16 protein-coding genes and 1 tRNA gene are annotated in these 15,083 nt (G+C 64.7%); 8 read left to right on the top strand and 9 right to left on the bottom strand.

Annotation, left to right across the window (positions count from 1 at the left end; genetic code table 11):
• Position 1: 1 nt before the first annotated feature.
• Genes hemW through rph form a run of 3 tightly spaced genes read right to left on the bottom strand, consistent with a single transcriptional unit; the run spans position 2 to position 2,544 of the window.
• Positions 2-1,150: a radical SAM family heme chaperone HemW gene (gene hemW, locus OU999_04910; GenBank protein WAC25351.1), complete on the bottom strand. Its 1,149-nt coding sequence runs from the start codon at positions 1,148-1,150 to the stop codon at positions 2-4.
• A 43-nt stretch (positions 1,151-1,193) separates the two neighbouring features.
• Positions 1,194-1,826: an RdgB/HAM1 family non-canonical purine NTP pyrophosphatase gene (rdgB, locus tag OU999_04905; protein ID WAC24533.1), complete on the bottom strand. Its 633-nt coding sequence runs from the start codon at positions 1,824-1,826 to the stop codon at positions 1,194-1,196.
• Positions 1,827-1,830: 4 nt separating this feature from the next.
• A complete protein-coding gene (gene rph / locus OU999_04900; GenBank protein ID WAC24532.1) occupies positions 1,831-2,544 on the bottom strand; it encodes a ribonuclease PH in 714 nt (237 codons plus the stop codon).
• A gap of 145 nt (positions 2,545-2,689) precedes the next feature.
• On the opposite strand from rph, the gene OU999_04895 reads away from it, so the two are divergent.
• Positions 2,690-2,765, top strand: a tRNA-Val gene (locus tag OU999_04895).
• Positions 2,766-2,879: 114 nt separating this feature from the next.
• Positions 2,880-3,080, top strand: coding sequence for a hypothetical protein (locus tag OU999_04890; GenBank protein ID WAC24531.1), 201 nt, complete (start codon positions 2,880-2,882; stop codon positions 3,078-3,080).
• A 7-nt stretch (positions 3,081-3,087) separates the two neighbouring features.
• Here OU999_04890 and OU999_04885 read toward each other — a convergent pair whose 3' ends face one another.
• Positions 3,088-3,696: a TlpA disulfide reductase family protein gene (locus OU999_04885; GenBank protein ID WAC24530.1), complete on the bottom strand. Its 609-nt coding sequence runs from the start codon at positions 3,694-3,696 to the stop codon at positions 3,088-3,090.
• Positions 3,697-3,715: 19 nt separating this feature from the next.
• On the opposite strand from OU999_04885, the gene argH reads away from it, so the two are divergent.
• The 4 genes from argH to OU999_04865 are packed head-to-tail and all read left to right on the top strand — an operon-like array spanning position 3,716 to position 7,407.
• Positions 3,716-5,089, top strand: a complete 1,374-nt coding sequence (gene argH / locus OU999_04880; protein WAC25350.1) for an argininosuccinate lyase — start codon at positions 3,716-3,718, stop codon at positions 5,087-5,089.
• Complete coding sequence (locus tag OU999_04875) at positions 5,086-5,346, top strand: hypothetical protein (GenBank protein WAC24529.1); 261 nt, start codon at positions 5,086-5,088, stop codon at positions 5,344-5,346. The genes argH and OU999_04875 overlap by 4 nt, the downstream gene beginning before the upstream one ends.
• Before the next feature lie 19 nt (positions 5,347-5,365).
• Entirely contained in the window at positions 5,366-6,622 is a 1,257-nt protein-coding gene (gene lysA / locus OU999_04870) for a diaminopimelate decarboxylase (GenBank protein ID WAC24528.1), read from the top strand.
• Entirely contained in the window at positions 6,619-7,407 is a 789-nt protein-coding gene (locus OU999_04865) for a siroheme synthase (protein ID WAC24527.1), read from the top strand. The genes lysA and OU999_04865 overlap by 4 nt, the downstream gene beginning before the upstream one ends.
• Here the strand turns inward: OU999_04865 and OU999_04860 are convergent.
• Both OU999_04860 and OU999_04855 read right to left on the bottom strand, forming a co-directional pair.
• The gene (locus OU999_04860; protein ID WAC24526.1) at positions 7,370-7,798 is read right to left on the bottom strand and encodes a PaaI family thioesterase; all 429 of its coding nucleotides are present in this window, start codon (positions 7,796-7,798) and stop codon (positions 7,370-7,372) included. The two genes, OU999_04865 and OU999_04860, sit on opposite strands and share 38 nt — an antisense overlap.
• A 3-nt stretch (positions 7,799-7,801) precedes the next feature.
• Entirely contained in the window at positions 7,802-8,164 is a 363-nt protein-coding gene (locus tag OU999_04855; protein WAC25349.1) for a PaaI family thioesterase, read from the bottom strand.
• Between the two features lie 327 nt (positions 8,165-8,491).
• Between OU999_04855 and OU999_04850 the strand changes: the two genes are divergently transcribed.
• Positions 8,492-8,956: a DUF2721 domain-containing protein gene (locus tag OU999_04850; protein ID WAC24525.1), complete on the top strand. Its 465-nt coding sequence runs from the start codon at positions 8,492-8,494 to the stop codon at positions 8,954-8,956.
• 61 nt (positions 8,957-9,017) lie between these two features.
• On the opposite strand, the gene OU999_04845 is transcribed toward OU999_04850, so the two are convergent.
• Positions 9,018-9,674 carry a cytochrome c family protein gene (locus tag OU999_04845; GenBank protein WAC24524.1) on the bottom strand — a complete coding sequence of 219 codons (657 nt, stop codon included), beginning with the start codon at positions 9,672-9,674 and terminating at the stop codon, positions 9,018-9,020.
• 238 nt (positions 9,675-9,912) lie between these two features.
• Here OU999_04845 and OU999_04840 point away from each other — a divergent pair, with 238 nt between their 5' ends.
• Entirely contained in the window at positions 9,913-10,803 is an 891-nt protein-coding gene (locus tag OU999_04840) for a prephenate dehydratase (protein WAC24523.1), read from the top strand.
• A gap of 20 nt (positions 10,804-10,823) precedes the next feature.
• On the opposite strand, the gene OU999_04835 is transcribed toward OU999_04840, so the two are convergent.
• Entirely contained in the window at positions 10,824-12,167 is a 1,344-nt protein-coding gene (locus OU999_04835; GenBank protein WAC24522.1) for a cation:proton antiporter, read from the bottom strand.
• Positions 12,167-14,971: a DNA polymerase I gene (gene polA, locus OU999_04830; GenBank protein ID WAC25348.1), complete on the bottom strand. Its 2,805-nt coding sequence runs from the start codon at positions 14,969-14,971 to the stop codon at positions 12,167-12,169. Before polA ends, OU999_04835 begins: the two co-directional genes overlap by 1 nt.
• Positions 14,972-15,083 lie beyond the last annotated feature (112 nt).

The following is a 15,083-nucleotide window of genomic DNA, read 5'->3' as shown; positions in this document are numbered from 1 at the left end:
ATCAGAGCGCGGCAGGCGGCTCAATCGCCACGATCTCGGCCAGAATGGCATTGAGCAGCGGCATGCCCTTTTCGGTCACGGTGATGTGGTCGCCATCGCGCCGCGCCAGACCCAGCCCAACCAGCCGCTCAGCCGCCTTGCCGTCAATCAGCGCATCGAGGGCCACGCCGCTGCGCGCCGCGATCCGGGCGAGATCGACGCCCTCGGCAAGCCGCAGCCCCATCAGCAGGGCCTCCATCGCGCGGGTTGCAGGGTCGAGCGGCCGTTCGATGGCGAGGCCATGTCCGTTGCGATCCATCGCGGACAGATAGTTTTCCGGCTTGCGGTGGCGCTCGGTCGCCAGCGCACCGCGCCGCCCATGCGCCCCCGGCCCGATGCCGGCATAATCGCCATAACGCCAATAGGTCAGATTGTGGCGGCTCTCTTCGCCGGGGCGGGCATGGTTGCTGATCTCATAAGCGGGCAGCCCCGCCGATGCGGTGATGTCGCGGGTCAGATCGAACAGATCGGCGCACAGATCGTCATCCGCCGGGATCAGCTCACCCCGCCGCACCAGCGTTTCGAAGCGAGTCCCCGGTTCGATGGTGAGCTGATAGAGCGACAGATGGCCGGTTCCGAAGCCCAGGGCGCGCCTCAGTTCAGCCTCCCATTGATCGGGCGACTGGCCGGGCCGAGCATAGATCAGGTCGAAGGAAACCCGGCTGAAATGCTGCTGCGCGGTGGCCAGCGCGCGCAGCCCCTCGTCGACACCGTGCGCGCGGCCGAGAAAGCCGAGCGTCGCATCGTCGAGCGCCTGCAGGCCCAGCGATACGCGGTTGACGCCGGCGCGGGCCAGATCGGCAAAGCGTGCGGCCTCGACCGACGAGGGATTGGCCTCGAGGGTAATCTCGATCGTGTCGCTGGCTGCCCAATGGGTCGTTGCTGCCCCAATCAATGTCTCGACCAGGGCAGGTGGCATCAGCGATGGCGTGCCGCCGCCGAAGAAGATCGAACCCAGCGTGCGGCCTGGCAGCAGTGCGGCCTCATGCGCCAGATCGGCCAGCAGCGCATGGTGCCACTGCGCAATGTCGACCGTGTCACGAACATGGCTGTTGAAGTCGCAATAGGGGCATTTGGACACGCAGAATGGCCAGTGGATGTAAAGCGCCAGCGGGTCGTCATTCCCATCAGGGTTAAAGGGAGAGGAAGGCAGTTCAGCTATCAAGGCAGGCTTTGACCAGCTTGGCAAAGGCATCGGCGCGGTGGCTGATGGCGTGCTTGTGTTCGGGGTCGAGCTCGGCAAAGGTCTGGTCGAAGCCCTGGGCCACGAAGACCGGGTCGTAACCGAAGCCGAGCGTCCCGCGCGGCGGCCAGGTCAGCGATCCGTTGACGCGCCCCTCAAACACTTCGGCATGACCATCGGGCCAGGCCAGAGCGAGCGTGCAGATGAAATAGGCGCTGCGGTCGGCATCGGGGCCAAGCTCGGCGAGCCTGCCTTCCACCTTGCCCATCGCCAAGTACCAGTCGCGCCCGGGTGCGCCCTCGAACCACTGCCGCTCGGCCCAGTCGGCGGTATAGACGCCCGGCGCGCCACCCAGCGCCGCGACGCACAGGCCGCTGTCATCAGCCAAAGCGACGCAGTTCGCCGCCTTGGCCGAGGCATGCGCCTTGAGCAGCGCGTTTTCGGCAAAGCTGGTGCCGGTCTCTTCGGGCTCGGGAAGGCCAAGATCGCCTGCCGAGACCGGCTCGATGCCGAACGGCTCGAGCAGCGCGCGGATCTCGCGCACCTTGCCCTGATTGTGGCTGGCAATGACCAGCCTGCCCGGTTCCAGCCTGCGCGCCGTCATGACGTCAACCGACCGCCTTGGCCTGGGCTTCGAAAATCTGCGCGCAGCCCATGCGGGCGAGGCGCAGCAGCCGCAGCAGCGCTTCCTCGTCATAGGGCGCGCCCTCGGCCGTCGCTTGCGCCTCGGCAATGTTGCCTCCTTCGATCAGCACGAAATTGGCATCGGCATCGGCATTCGAATCCTCGATATAGTCGAGGTCTAGCACCGGCGTTCCCTGATGGATGCCGCAGCTGATCGCCGCGACCTTGGCGGTGATCGGGTCTTCCTTGATCAGGCCCTGTGCCATCAGTCCGTTGACCGCGAGCCGCAGCGCCACCCAGGCACCGGAGATAGACGCCGTGCGGGTGCCGCCATCGGCCTGGATCACGTCGCAATCGACGGTGATCTGGCGTTCGCCCAGCTTCTTCAGGTCGACGACCGCGCGCAGCGAGCGGCCGATCAGCCGCTGGATCTCCTGGGTGCGGCCCGATTGCTTGCCCTTGGCCGCCTCGCGCTGGCCGCGCGTGTGCGTGGCACGCGGCAGCATCGAATATTCCGCCGTCACCCAGCCTTCGCCCTTGCCCTTGAGCCAGGGGGGCAGGCGCTCCTCGATGCTGGCGGTCACCAGCACGCGGGTGTCACCAAAGCCGATCAGGCAGCTGCCCTCGGCATGCTTGGTAAAGCCGGTTTCGATGCTGATGGTGCGCATTTCGTCGGGGGCGCGGCCTGATGGGCGCATAAGGTGATTCTCCAGATTGCATTCGGTCTAGCGTTGGAAGCGCCGATAGCGGGCGGCCGCGCGCTTGGAAAGCGCCAAGCCTGAGATCGCCCTCTTGCCAGCGCCCGGCAAAAATGGCAGAGGGCCGCCTTCCGCACCGGACCATGGGCGATTAGCTCAGTTGGTAGAGCATCTCGTTTACACCGAGAGGGTCGGCAGTTCGAGCCTGTCATCGCCCACCATGGTCCCGCCCGCGCCGCTGCGGCTGTTGCCGAATTCCCACATCTCGTCAGGATAATGCAGCCTGAACGGTTTCGTTCAGCTACCGGTCAGGCTTGTAAATTCATGACGCTCGCATGCCGAGCACCATCATCCTTGCCGTACTCCTGGGAAGTGCCGCGCCGATGGCACCCATGAGCCTCGCCGCGCTCGAACGCGGTATCCCGATCCAGGTGGATTGCAGCGCCAAGCGCAAGATCCCGACGGTGCCGACGCGCGCCAAGCGCGAGCAGCAGGGGCGTAAGCGCTGTCAGGTGATCGCCCCGATCCTGATGTAAACCCGGCTCAGCCCTTGCTGGCGAGAGTCTCTTCCATCAGCGCCGAGGCACGCGGACCGTTCCAGTCCATCCCGCCGATCATCCGCCACACTTCCTTGCCCTGCGCATCATACAGCACGGTCGTCGGCATCACGCCGGTCATGTAGCTGAACCCCAGATTATTCTCTTCATCGGTGAAGGCCTGGATGTTCTTGAAGCCCTTGTCGGCGAAGAACGGCTTGATCATGTCGAGATTCTGCATGTCCTGCGACACGGTCAGCACGACCAGCCGGTCCTTTTCGCGCGCGGCCAGGGCATCGAGCGTCGGCATTTCGACCACGCAGGGGCCACACCAGGTCGCCCATAGATTGACCAGCACCGGCTTGCCCTTGAACGCGGCAAGGCTGGTGGTCTTGCCATCCGGATCCTTGAAGGTGACGTCGGGCGCAGCCTTGCCCCGCTGAGAAATATCGAGCGTGCCCGAGAGCGGCACATCGGCTCCGGCCTTTTCAGCGGATTTTTCCTTGCCCGCGGGTTGCTCCCCGGCGGGCGATTGCCTATCGCAGCCGCCGATTGCCAGCGCGGCCAGGGCCAATATCGGCCAGAGGCGGGGGCTGGAAAGATGGGCGATAGGCATGGGAAACAACTCCAACAGCATGTGGGGCGGACGTTTTGCCGCCGGGCCGTCCGACGTGATGCGGGCCATAAATGCTTCCATCCCGTTCGACAAGGCGCTGTGGCGGCAGGATATTGACGGTTCGCTGGCGCATGTCGCGATGCTGGGCAAGCAGGGCATCATCCCCGCTGCCGATGCCGAAGCCATCACTGCCGGTCTCAAGCAGATTGCCGAGGAATATGCCGCCAATGGCGTGGCCGAGGACTGGGCGCTCGAAGACATCCACATGCATGTCGAGGCGCGGCTGGCCGAGCTAATCGGCCCTGCGGCGGGCCGGCTGCACACTGCACGCTCGCGCAACGACCAGGTCGCGACCGATTTCCGCCTTTGGGTGCGCGATGCGTGCGATGCCACCGATGCGGCGCTCAAGGCGCTGCAGACCGCGCTGGTCGACCGCGCCGAGCAGCATATCGGCGCGATCATGCCGGGCTTCACCCATCTGCAGATCGCCCAGCCGGTGACGCTGGGCCACCATCTGCTTGCCTATTACGAGATGTTCGCGCGCGACCGTGACCGGTTCGCCAGTGCACGCGCGCGGATGAACCAGTGCCCGCTCGGCTCGGCGGCGCTTGCGGGTACCGGTTTCCCGATCGATCGCGATGCGACGGCTGGGGCGCTCGGCTTTGAGCGGCCCACCGCGAATTCGCTCGACGCGGTTTCGGATCGCGACTTCGCGCTCGATTATCTGGGTGCCGCAGCGCAATGCGCGCTGCACCTGTCGCGCCTGGCCGAAGAGTTCATCATTTGGGCGAGCCAGCCTTATGGCTTCGTCAAGCTGCCCGACAGCTTTTCCACCGGCTCCTCGATCATGCCGCAGAAGCGCAACCCTGATGCAGCCGAACTGGTCCGCGGCCATGCCGGGAGGATCATCGGCTGCCAGACCGCGCTGATGATCACGATGAAGGGCCTGCCGCTCGCCTATTCCAAGGACATGCAGGACGACAAGCCGCCCGTGTTCGAATGCGAGGGCCTGCTGATGCTGAGCCTGGCCGCGATGACGGGCATGGTCGCGGAAAGCGGTTTCGATACCGCCGCGATGCGCAAGGCGACCGAACGCGGCTTTGCCACCGCGACCGATCTGGCCGACTGGCTGGTGCGTCAGGCGGGCATTCCCTTCCGCGAGGCGCACCATATCACCGGCGCGGTGGTCAAGCTGGCCGAGGGCCGGGGCGTGGCGCTCGACACGTTGCCTATCGGGGACCTGCAGGCCATCGATCCGCGCATCACCGATGCCGTCTACCCTGCGCTGTCGGTCGACGCATCGGTCGCCAGCCGCAACAGCTATGGCGGCACCGCGCCCGATCAGGTAAGGCATCAGGTAGCCCGCGCCCGTGCCGCGCTGGCGGGAGAATGATGATGCCGCGTTCCTCTGTTCTGCTTGCCGGTGCCGCCCTGGCCGCGCTGATCGCACTGCCCGGATGCGGCAGCCGGCAGAAGCTGACGGCGGTCGAGGGCATGAAACCGGTGCCGCCCGCTTATGGTGCGGTCGGCGCGGCGGCGCCTGACCAGTTGCTTGAGCCGAGCACCCAGGCGCGCCCCGAACGCAATGTCGAACTGCGCCGCAAGTCCGAGGCGCGCACCGACGACCCCTTCGATCTTCCCCCCGAATAATCAAGGTTTCGACAAACCAATGGACCATTTTTCCCTGGTGGACGGGCAGCTGTTTGCCGAACAGGTGCCGCTGGCGCGCATCGCCGAAGAGGTGGGCACGCCGGTCTATGTCTATTCGCGTGCCACGCTGGAGCGCCATGCCGATGTGTTCCGCGAAGGACTGGCCGGTGTCGAGCGCAAGCATCTGGCCTTTGCGGTCAAGGCGAACCCCAATCTGGCGGTGCTGAAGGTGCTGGCAAAGCGCGGCTATGGAGCTGATGTCGTCTCGGGCGGCGAGCTTGACCGCGCACTCGCTGCTGGCATCGCGCCGCAGGACATCGTGTTTTCCGGTGTCGGCAAGACCGAGGCGGAGATGCGCCATGCGCTGGCCAAACAGATCGGCCAGTTCAACATTGAATCCGAAGAAGAGGGCCAGATGCTGGCCGAGGTCGCGGCATCGATGGGCCTGACCGCGCATGCCAGCCTGCGCATCAACCCCGATGTCGATGCGGGCACGCATGCCAAGATTTCCACCGGCAAGGCGGACAACAAGTTCGGCGTCGGCCTGCATGTCGGCCCCGGCATCTACCAGCGGCTATCGCAGCTGCCCGGCATCGCGCTGCGCGGTGTCGCGGTGCATATCGGCAGCCAGCTGCTCAGCCTCGATCCGCTCGAGGCCGCCTTTGCCAAGATCGGCGAGCTGGTCGGCCATCTGCGCAGCGAGGGCCATGCCATCACCCATGTCGATCTGGGCGGGGGCCTGGGCGTACCCTATCAGGCGAACAGCGAGCCGCCTTCGCCTGCTGATTATGGCGCGCTGGTTGCTCGGGCGACCAGGGGCTGGGACGCGGTTATCCAGTTCGAGCCGGGCCGCGTGATCGCGGGCAATGCCGGCGTGCTGCTGACCCGCGTGATCCGGGTCAAGCCGGGCATCCGCGACCCGTTCGTGGTGGTCGATGCCGCGATGAACGATCTGGCACGGCCCGCGCTCTATGATGCCTGGCACGATTTCGAGGCGGTGCGCCCCGATGGCACGCGGATGATGGCGAACATCGTCGGTCCTGTCTGCGAAAGCGGCGATACCTTCGCCATGGGGCGCGATATCGAGACGGTGGCCGCAGGCGATCTCGCGATCTTCCGCACGGCTGGCGCATATGGCGCGACCATGGCGAGCAGCTATAACAGCCGCGGCATCGTTGCCGAGGTGCTGGTCGATGGCGATCGCTATGCCGTGGTGGCCGATCGCATCAGCCCCGCCGAGATCATGGCGGCGGAAAAGGTACCCGACTGGCTGTGAACCAGCTTCCGCTCTTCGTGAACCTCAGCGGGATGCCGGTCATCCTGCTCGGCGATGGCGAGATGGCGGATGCCAAACGGCGGCTGATCGAGCGGGCAGGCGGGCTGTGCGTCGGCGAGGATGATCGCGCCGCGCGGATTGCGATCGTTGCGCTGGAAGACGAAGGCGAGGCGGTGGTGGCGGTCGAGCGGCTCAAGGCACGCGGATTGCTGGTCAACGCGGTCGACCGGCCTGCGCTATGCGATTTCACTACCCCTGCGATCATCGACCGCGATCCGGTGCTGATCGCCATCGGCACCGGCGGCGCGTCGGCGGGCCTAGCCAAGGCGCTGCGGCAGCGTTTCGAGGCGATGCTGCCGGCACAGCTGGGCAGTCTCGCCCGCGCGCTCGATGCGGCACGCGATGCGATCCGCGCGCGCTGGCCCGGTGGTCCGGAGCGCAGGCGCGCCATCGACGCAGCGCTCGCCCCCGGCGGCGCGCTCGATCCGCTGGCGGAGCAGGGTGACGATGCCGTTGCGGCCTGGCTGGCGCATGGCGCCGCTGGGGTGGGTTCCGGCCTTTACACGATCGCCATCGCTTCGCCTGATCCTGACGACCTGACGCTGCGCCAGGTACGCCTGCTGGGCAGCGCGGAACTGGTACTGCACCCCGCCGACATGCCCAAGGCGATCCTGGCGCGCACGCGGGCCGATGCCGCGATCCAGGTCGATGGCGACGGACAGGGCGTTGCCCAAGCCGGTGTCGTTGTCAGGCTGGTTTGGGCGGGGACAGCAGGAAATTCATGAACACCGTCGCGATGGGCTTGGCCGCGTCGTCCTGCCAGGCCTTGGCCTCGACATTGGCGACCCGCCGCCCGATCCGCGTGACTTCGCCCAGCGCATAGGTGCGCGCCTCGCGCCCGCCGCGCATGAAGTTGATCGTGATGTTCACCGGCTTGATCCGCAACGCCGGCTCGTCGCCTGACAGGGTGACACGCAGTGCGGCAATCGCCGCGATCTCCATCAGCCCGCTCATCGCGCCACCGTGCAGAAAGCCGGGACGGCCCATCACATGCGGGCCATAATCGAAGGCGATGACGGGCAAGCCGCCCTGCATATGGTCGACCGTCATGCCCATTTCGTGCGCAAAGGGCGGCATGAAGTCCATGACCATCGCCATATCGTGTTCGGTGTTCATCGCTCAGCCCAGAAAATTGTCGACGCGGATGAAGGTGCCGACGACATGCGCCACCGGATCGTCAGCATCGCCATCGTGCGCCACGCCGCGCACAAACGCCATGGATCGCGTGACCTTGTAGCACTCGCCGCGCCCGATCACCGCCTTGCCGGGTGTTGCGGGGCGCATGTAATCGACCCGCAGGTCCAGCGTCACCTGCGGGCGAAACTCGCCGATCGCGGTCCAGACCGAAAGGCTGGTGGCATTGTCCATAAGGCTGATGATCGGGCCAGAGGCGATGATCCCGCTCTCGACATCCCCAATCAGCTTTTCGGAATAGGGCAGTTCCATCTCCACCCAGCCGACGCCGTGCGCGCGATAACGCATGCCCAGATGTCCGCCATGGCCCAGCCTCGAAAGGATGCCTTCAAAGGCGCTGGGGTCAAAGCCGCCGCCTTGCGTGGCGGTTTCTGGGGCAGGGTCGGTCATGAAGCTGGCTCGATTCGTGAGGGTGCCGGTTGTCGGACGACGATTGTGAAGTGCCAGGCAAACTCTGCACGCCGCCAGGCATTCGTCAACCCGCAGCATCATGCGACCGATGCCGCTTCCGCGACGCCCATGCACGCCCGATCGGTGTTTTCGCGTGCCGATAAGCAATTGATGGGCCTGCGCGCCGGGCTATAGTTCCCGCTGCGACGACAGGGCGGGGGCGGCATGCTGATTACGGATTTCGACATCGGGCAGATCGGGAAACTGATCCAGATCGCCATGGCCCCTGCCTTCCTGCTGCTGGCCACCGGCAATATCCTGCAGATGTTCGCCAACCGGCTGGCCCGCGTGGTGGATCGCGAGCGTGTTCAGATGGCGGAGTTTCACCGCACCCAGGGCGAGGCGCATGTCCGCGTGGTCAACGAACTGCGGATGCTCGATCGCCGCGCGGACGTCATCAACCGGGCGATCCTGATGGGCACGTTGAGCGCGATTACCGTCGGCGTCGTCATCGCCGCCATCTTCGTGCTGTCGCTCACCGGCTATCGCTTCGGGCTGTTCGTGGCCGGCGGCTTCATTCTGGCGATGGTGTTTCTGGTCGTCGGACTGCTGCTGTTCGTTGCCGAAATCCGCATGGCGACCCATACGATCCGGATCGAGGAAAAGCTGCTCAGGCTGGACGACGACTGAACGAAAAAGGCCCCGCCATCGCTGGCAGGGCCCTTTTGGGTTTCAGCAAGACTGGCTGCGCTCAGTCGCCGCTGGGGGCAGCGACTGCACCTGCGGCTGCCGGATCTTCAGCAGCGGCGTCCTTGACCGGATCTTCGGTGGTGGCGGGAGCACCCTCGGCAGCAGGAGCCGCTTCAGCAGCGGGCGCTGCGGGCAGGGGCAGCGGGCTACCCGTCTGGGTGTTCATCCAAGCCATCAGATTGGCGCGGTCTTCGGCCTTGCCGAGACCTGCAAAGCTCATCTTGGTGCCATCGGCATAGGCCTTGGGCGAGGTGAGCCACTTGTTCATTTCCTGGAACGTCCAGGGGCCCGACTTGCCCTTCAGCGCGTCCGAATAGGCAAAGCCGGCGACCGAAGCATGCGGCTTGCCCAGCACGCCATACAGGTTGGGGCCAATGCCGTTTGCGCCGCCGCTGTTGATGCTGTGGCACGACGAGCACTTGGCGAAAATCTTTTCGCCCTTGGCCGGATCGGCGCTGGCGAGCAGCGTTTCGATCGGAACTTCAGCCGCAGCACCGTCACCTTCGGACGACACGACGCCTTCAATCACATAGCCGAGCTTTTCGGGGCGCTCGGGCTTGTCGGCGTGGAACACCTTGCCGCTGACGATCGAAAGGCCAAGGGCGACAATGCCCCCTGCAAGAACCCAACCTGCAATCGTGTTTTTGCTGTCCTGCATGCCCTGTTGCCTCATCTTTGATGCGGACGCCATGTCGGCACGGCGCCCTGAACGGTCGTCATCCGAATAGGACCGGCGATAGCCGCCTGTCCTTTCGCCCTGTTGAAAGACCCCGTTGCCGCGTCGCAACAGGGCCGGTCAGCCGCCCCCCTGTAATCATCGTCCGGGCGCTCTGCAAGCCCCGAGACGCGCGATTTCGCCTTGTCGTTACGGCTGGGCCTGCCTATGCGCCCTGCCCATGCAAAGCTATCCGCAGATCGCCCGCCAGATGGTTGAGGACATGGCCCGAATCGCCGCCGTCGAACCGGAGCGGTCGATCGCCTATCAGGGCGCGCCGGGCGCCTATTCGCACATCGCTGCGCGCGCCTTTGCGCCGGATTGGCATCCCTTGCCGTGTTTTTCCTTTCAGGATGCGATGGATGCGGTGAAGGACGGGCGCGCGACACGGGCCATCATCCCGATCGAGAATTCGCAGCATGGCCGGGTGGCCGACATCCATTTCCTGTTGCCGGAAAGCGGATTGACGATCGTCGCGGAATATTTCCTCCCCGTCCGTCATTGCCTGCTGGCCAAGGACGACGGGCCCTATCATTCGGCGGTCAGCCACCCGCAGGCCCTGGGCCAGACGCGCCATTATCTGCGCGCGCAGGGGCTTGAACCGATCAGCTATCCGGACACCGCAGGCGCGGCCGCATTCGTTGCCGAATCGACAGAGCCGGGCCTGTGCGCGGTCGCATCGAGGCTGGCGGGCGAGGTGTTCGGCCTGAAGGTTGTGGCCGAGGGCATCGAGGACGCAGCACATAACATGACCCGGTTTGTCGTGCTGGCGGCGCATCGCGATGATCCGATGCCCGATGTCGCCAAGGTGATGACCACCTTCATCTTCGAGGTGAAGAACATCCCCGCAGCGTTGTTCATGGCCCTGTCGGGATTTGCCACCAACGGCATCAACATGACCAAGCTGGAAAGCTATATCCGCGACGGCAGCTTTGCAGCGGCGGAATTCTATGCTGATATCGAGGGCATGCCGGGCCAGCCTGCGGTCGATCGTGCGCTGGAAGTGCTCGGCTATCACAGCAAATGGGTGCGCATTCTGGGCAGCTATCCCCAGGCCATGTCGCGCGAATAACCGGGCCGTATCGGGGGCGATCAGTCGGCGGGCTTGCCGATCCGCCGGTTGAGGAGACGCATCACCGGGGTCACCGTCAGGCCGTGCAGCAGGATCGAGCCCAGCACGATCAGCCCCAGCGTTTCCCACAGCACGTTCTGGCTTTCGAAGCTGCCATGGTTGAGGCCGAAGGCGAGATAATAGACCGAACCCAGCCCGCGAATTCCGAAAAAGGCGATCACGAACCGCTCCAGCGGAGGACGCTTGATATCGATCAGCGCCAGATAACCGATCACCGGGCGGATCACGAGCAACACCAGCGCGGCGACAAGCACGTTGGTCCAGCCGATGTTCGACAGCAGCTCGCCGCCGGTCAGCATGCCGCCGAACAGGACCAGCAGCACCATCATCACCAGCCGTTCGGTTTCGTCGGCAAAATCGTGCAGTTCGGAATTGAAATCGTCGCCATCGGCCGATCGGCGCAGGATAAGCCCGGCAATGAACACCGCTAGAAAGCCATAACCATGCGCGAATTCGGTCAGCGCATAGATGGCGAGCGTCGCTCCGACCGCGATGAAGCCGTCACCGGTGCGCGACAGGCGGGTATCCTGCGGAAGGCGGTAGATGATCTGGCCGAGAATCCAGCCGCCAGCGGTTCCCACCAGCGCGCCGACGCCCAGCCGCCAGATGACATCCTGCCATGCCCACAGGCCCAGCGTGGACCAGCCAAGCCCAGCGGCGCTGGCGGCGAGCGCAAGATAGACGAAGGGAAAGGCAAGCGCATCGTTGAGCCCGGCCTCAGAGGTCAGCGCAAACCGGGCTTCGTCGCTGTCCTCGCCGTCAGGTCTCTCGATCTGGACATCGGATGCCAGCACCGGGTCAGTCGGTGCCAGACACGCGCCCAGCAACAGCGCAGACGCCAGCGGCAGCCCCAGGATCCACAGTCCCGATAGTGCAATCAGGCCGATGGTAAGCGGCATCACGATGGCCAGCAGCCGCAGGGTGATCTGCCAGCCCGCCCAGCTGAACGGCCTGCCGATCTTCAGCCCCGCGCCCATCAGTGAGATGATGACGATGAACTCGGTCGCTTTCTCGATCAGGACGGGCGACTCGACGGGGTGCGGGGAGAACTGGCCGAGCGGCGTGTAGGCGAACATCGCCATGCCGAAGCCGACAAAGATGATCGGCAGCGACAAGGGCAGCTTCTTGAGCAGCAGCGGCAGCCAGGCGACCAGCAACACGACGATGCCGATACCGAGCAGCCACAGCTTGTAATGTTCCAGCAGAAACTGACCAACCACGCTGGTGAACATCGGGTCGGTAAAGGCGGTCACATCCAGATCGGGGGTCCTGGGGACGACGATCTGGCGGAAGCTATGGATCATCAGTGAGCAGCACCCCAACTCGGCCCGGTGCCGATCTCAACTCCCAAAGGTACGCTGAGCGTTACCGCCGGTTCCGCCGCATTTTCCATGACCGAACGGATGACGGCAGATGCGGCCTCGACATCGCCTTCAGGCAGTTCGAACACCAGTTCGTCATGCACCTGCAGCAGCATGCGCACATGGCCGAGGCCTGCGGCGTCCAGCGCCGGGCCCATGCGGACCATGGCCCGCTTGATGATATCGGCGCTGGTGCCCTGGATCGGGGCATTGATCGCCGCGCGCTCGCTGCCCTGGCGCTCGGCCTGGTTTTTCGAATTGATCCGCGGGAAATGGGTCTTCCTGCCGAACAGTGTTTCGGTAAAGCCGCACTCGCGCGCCTTTTCCATGGTTTCGGCGATATAGCGGTTGATCCCCGGAAAGCGCTGGAAATAGGTGTCGATCATCGCCTGCGCTTCATCGGCGCTCACTTCCAGCCGGCCCGCCAGCCCCCAGCGCGAGATGCCGTAGAGGATCGCAAAGTTGATCGTCTTCGCACGGCCGCGGGTGTCGCGGTTGACCTCGCCGAACAGCTCCTGCGCCGTGCGATTATGAATGTCCTCGCCCTTCGCAAAGGCATCACGCAGCGTTTCGACATCGGCCATGGCGGCAGCCAGGCGAAGCTCGATCTGGCTATAGTCCGCCGCCAGGATCACATTGCCCGGTTCAGCCACAAACGCATGCCGGATCTGCCGGCCGATTTCGGTGCGGATCGGGATGTTCTGCAGATTGGGTTCGGTGGACGAGAGCCGTCCGGTCTGCGCACCGACCAGGCTGTAGCTGGTATGGACGCGGCCCGTCTTCGGGTTGATCTGTTCCTGCAGCGCATCGGTATAGGTGGACTTGAGCTTGGCGAGCTGACGCCAGTCGAGCACCTTGCGCGAGATGTCCGATCCCTCCATCGCCAGCTTCTCGAGCACGGTGACATCGGTGGAATATTGCCCCGTCTTGCCTTTCTTGCCGCCCTTCAGACCCATTTTCTCGAACAGGATTTCGCCGAGCTGCTTGGGGCTGCCGATGGCGAAGCTCTGGCCGGCCAGCGCATGGATCTCTGCCTCGAGCGCTGCCATGCGGGTGGCGAAATCCTGGCTGAGCGCGGCGAGCTGTTCGCGGTCGACCTTGATGCCGTTGCGCTCCATGCCCGCCACCACCGGGATCAGCGGGCGGTCGACGTTCTGGTAGACTCGGGTCACGCCTTCCACAGGCATGCGCGGGCGCAGCACATGCCACAGGCGCAGCGTGACATCCGCGTCCTCGGCGGCATAGCGCGTGGCATCGCTAAGCGGCACCTCGTTGAAGCCGATCTGCTTCTTGCCGGTGCCGGTCAGTGATTTGAAGCTGATGCAACTATGGCCCAGATGACGTTCGGCGAGCGCATCTATGCCATGCCCGCCGCTGCCGAATTCGTGCCCGGCATCCAGGTTGAAGCTCATCACCATGGTGTCGTCGATCGGCGAGACCATGATCCCATAGCGCGCCAGCACGTTGAGATCATATTTCAGGTTCTGGCCGATCTTGAGGATGCTGTCGTCCTCGAGCAGCGGCTTGAGCCGCGCGATGGCATCCTGCAGCGCGATCTGCTTCGGCTTCTCGGCAAACATGTCGGTACCGCCATGGCCGAGCGGGATATAGCACGCCTCGCCAGGCGCAACCGCCAGGCTCACCCCGACCAACGCCGCCTGCATCGAATCGAGCGAGTCCGTCTCGGTATCAACAGCCACCATGCCGGCTGCCCGTGCGCGAGCGATCCAGGCATCGAGCGTTTCGATATCCTGGATGCAGACATAGTCCTCCAGATTGATGGGCGGCATCGCCAGAGGCAGCGGCGCAATGGCATTGTCGCTGCGCGGCTCACCTTCGGTCGTGGTGCGCGGGGCAGGGGAGGCGTCTGCCGGACCACTCGCGCCGAGCTTCCTCAGCAGGCTGGTAAAGCCGTGCTTGTTCAGGAATGCGGCCAATGGCTCGGGCGGAATGTCCTTGAGCAGGAAATCGTCAAGTTCATTGGGCAGCGGGCAATTGTCCTTGAGCGTGACCAGCACCTTGCTGAGGCGTGCCATGTCCGCCTGTTCGATCAGGCTGTCGCGCATCTTGGAGGGCTTCATCGACGGGGCTGCCGCGAGCACGCTTTCAAGATCGCCATGTTCGACGATCAGCTTGGATGCCGTCTTGGGGCCGATGCCGCGAATGCCGGGCACATTGTCGACGGCATCGCCCATCAGCGCGAGAACATCGCCCAGCTGCTCGGGCAGCACGCCGAACTTTTCCATCACGGCTTCCGGGCCGAGCCGCACGTTCTTCATCGTGTCGAGCATGTCGAGACCGGGCTGGATGAGCTGCATCAGGTCCTTGTCGGAGCTGACGATGGTGACCTTCCATCCCTTGGCGAGCGCATCGACGGCATAGCTGGCGATGATATCGTCCGCCTCTACATTGTCTTCCTCAATGCAAGGCATCGAAAAGGCGCGGGTCGCATCGCGGATCAGCGGGAATTGCGGCCGCAGGTCCTCGGGCGGTTCGGGACGATGCGCCTTGTACTGGTCGTACAGTTCGTTGCGGAAGCTCTGCGAGCTCTTGTCGAGAATCACCGCCATATGCGTCGGGCCATCGGCCTTGTGCAGATCGTCGGCGAGCTTCCACAGCATCGTGGTATAGCCATAGACCGCGCCGACAGGCGTGCCTTCCGGGTTGGTCAGCGGGGGCAAGCGGTGATAGGCGCGGAAGATGTACGACGATCCGTCGACGAGATAGAGATGGTTCTGCTGTGACATGGCCGCAGCGATAGCAGCGCCATCAGGCAGGGTCATGCAATTTTGGAACTGCCGCTGCCATGGTGCGTAAGCGGCTCGGGGAAGGTGCCGCACCCGGCGCCGTCATGAAGGA

It is taken from the genome of Blastomonas sp. SL216 (genome assembly GCA_026625625.1).
Classification (GTDB): Bacteria; Pseudomonadota; Alphaproteobacteria; order Sphingomonadales; family Sphingomonadaceae; genus Blastomonas.
Note: the sequence above shows the minus strand (reverse complement) of the source record. Positions and strands in the feature narration are given on the sequence as shown.

Excerpts from the sequence above, each read along its gene's own strand:
- polA (WAC25348.1), bottom strand. The coding sequence starts at position 14,971 with ATGTCACAGCAGAACCATCTCTATCTCGTCGACGGATCGTCGTACATC.
- OU999_04875 (WAC24529.1), top strand. The coding sequence starts at position 5,086 with ATGATGATGCCGCGTTCCTCTGTTCTGCTTGCCGGTGCCGCCCTGGCC.
- OU999_04860 (WAC24526.1), bottom strand. The coding sequence starts at position 7,798 with ATGAACACCGAACACGATATGGCGATGGTCATGGACTTCATGCCGCCC.
- rdgB (WAC24533.1), bottom strand. The coding sequence starts at position 1,826 with ATGACGGCGCGCAGGCTGGAACCGGGCAGGCTGGTCATTGCCAGCCAC.
- OU999_04840 (WAC24523.1), top strand. The coding sequence starts at position 9,913 with ATGCAAAGCTATCCGCAGATCGCCCGCCAGATGGTTGAGGACATGGCC.
- OU999_04855 (WAC25349.1), bottom strand. The coding sequence starts at position 8,164 with ATGCGTTATCGCGCGCACGGCGTCGGCTGGGTGGAGATGGAACTGCCC.
- OU999_04890 (WAC24531.1), top strand. The coding sequence starts at position 2,880 with ATGCCGAGCACCATCATCCTTGCCGTACTCCTGGGAAGTGCCGCGCCG.
- OU999_04845 (WAC24524.1), bottom strand. The coding sequence starts at position 9,674 with ATGCAGGACAGCAAAAACACGATTGCAGGTTGGGTTCTTGCAGGGGGC.
- rph (WAC24532.1), bottom strand. The coding sequence starts at position 2,544 with ATGCGCCCATCAGGCCGCGCCCCCGACGAAATGCGCACCATCAGCATC.
- argH (WAC25350.1), top strand. The coding sequence starts at position 3,716 with ATGTGGGGCGGACGTTTTGCCGCCGGGCCGTCCGACGTGATGCGGGCC.
- OU999_04885 (WAC24530.1), bottom strand. The coding sequence starts at position 3,696 with ATGCCTATCGCCCATCTTTCCAGCCCCCGCCTCTGGCCGATATTGGCC.
- lysA (WAC24528.1), top strand. The coding sequence starts at position 5,366 with ATGGACCATTTTTCCCTGGTGGACGGGCAGCTGTTTGCCGAACAGGTG.
- OU999_04835 (WAC24522.1), bottom strand. The coding sequence starts at position 12,167 with ATGATCCATAGCTTCCGCCAGATCGTCGTCCCCAGGACCCCCGATCTG.
- OU999_04850 (WAC24525.1), top strand. The coding sequence starts at position 8,492 with ATGCTGATTACGGATTTCGACATCGGGCAGATCGGGAAACTGATCCAG.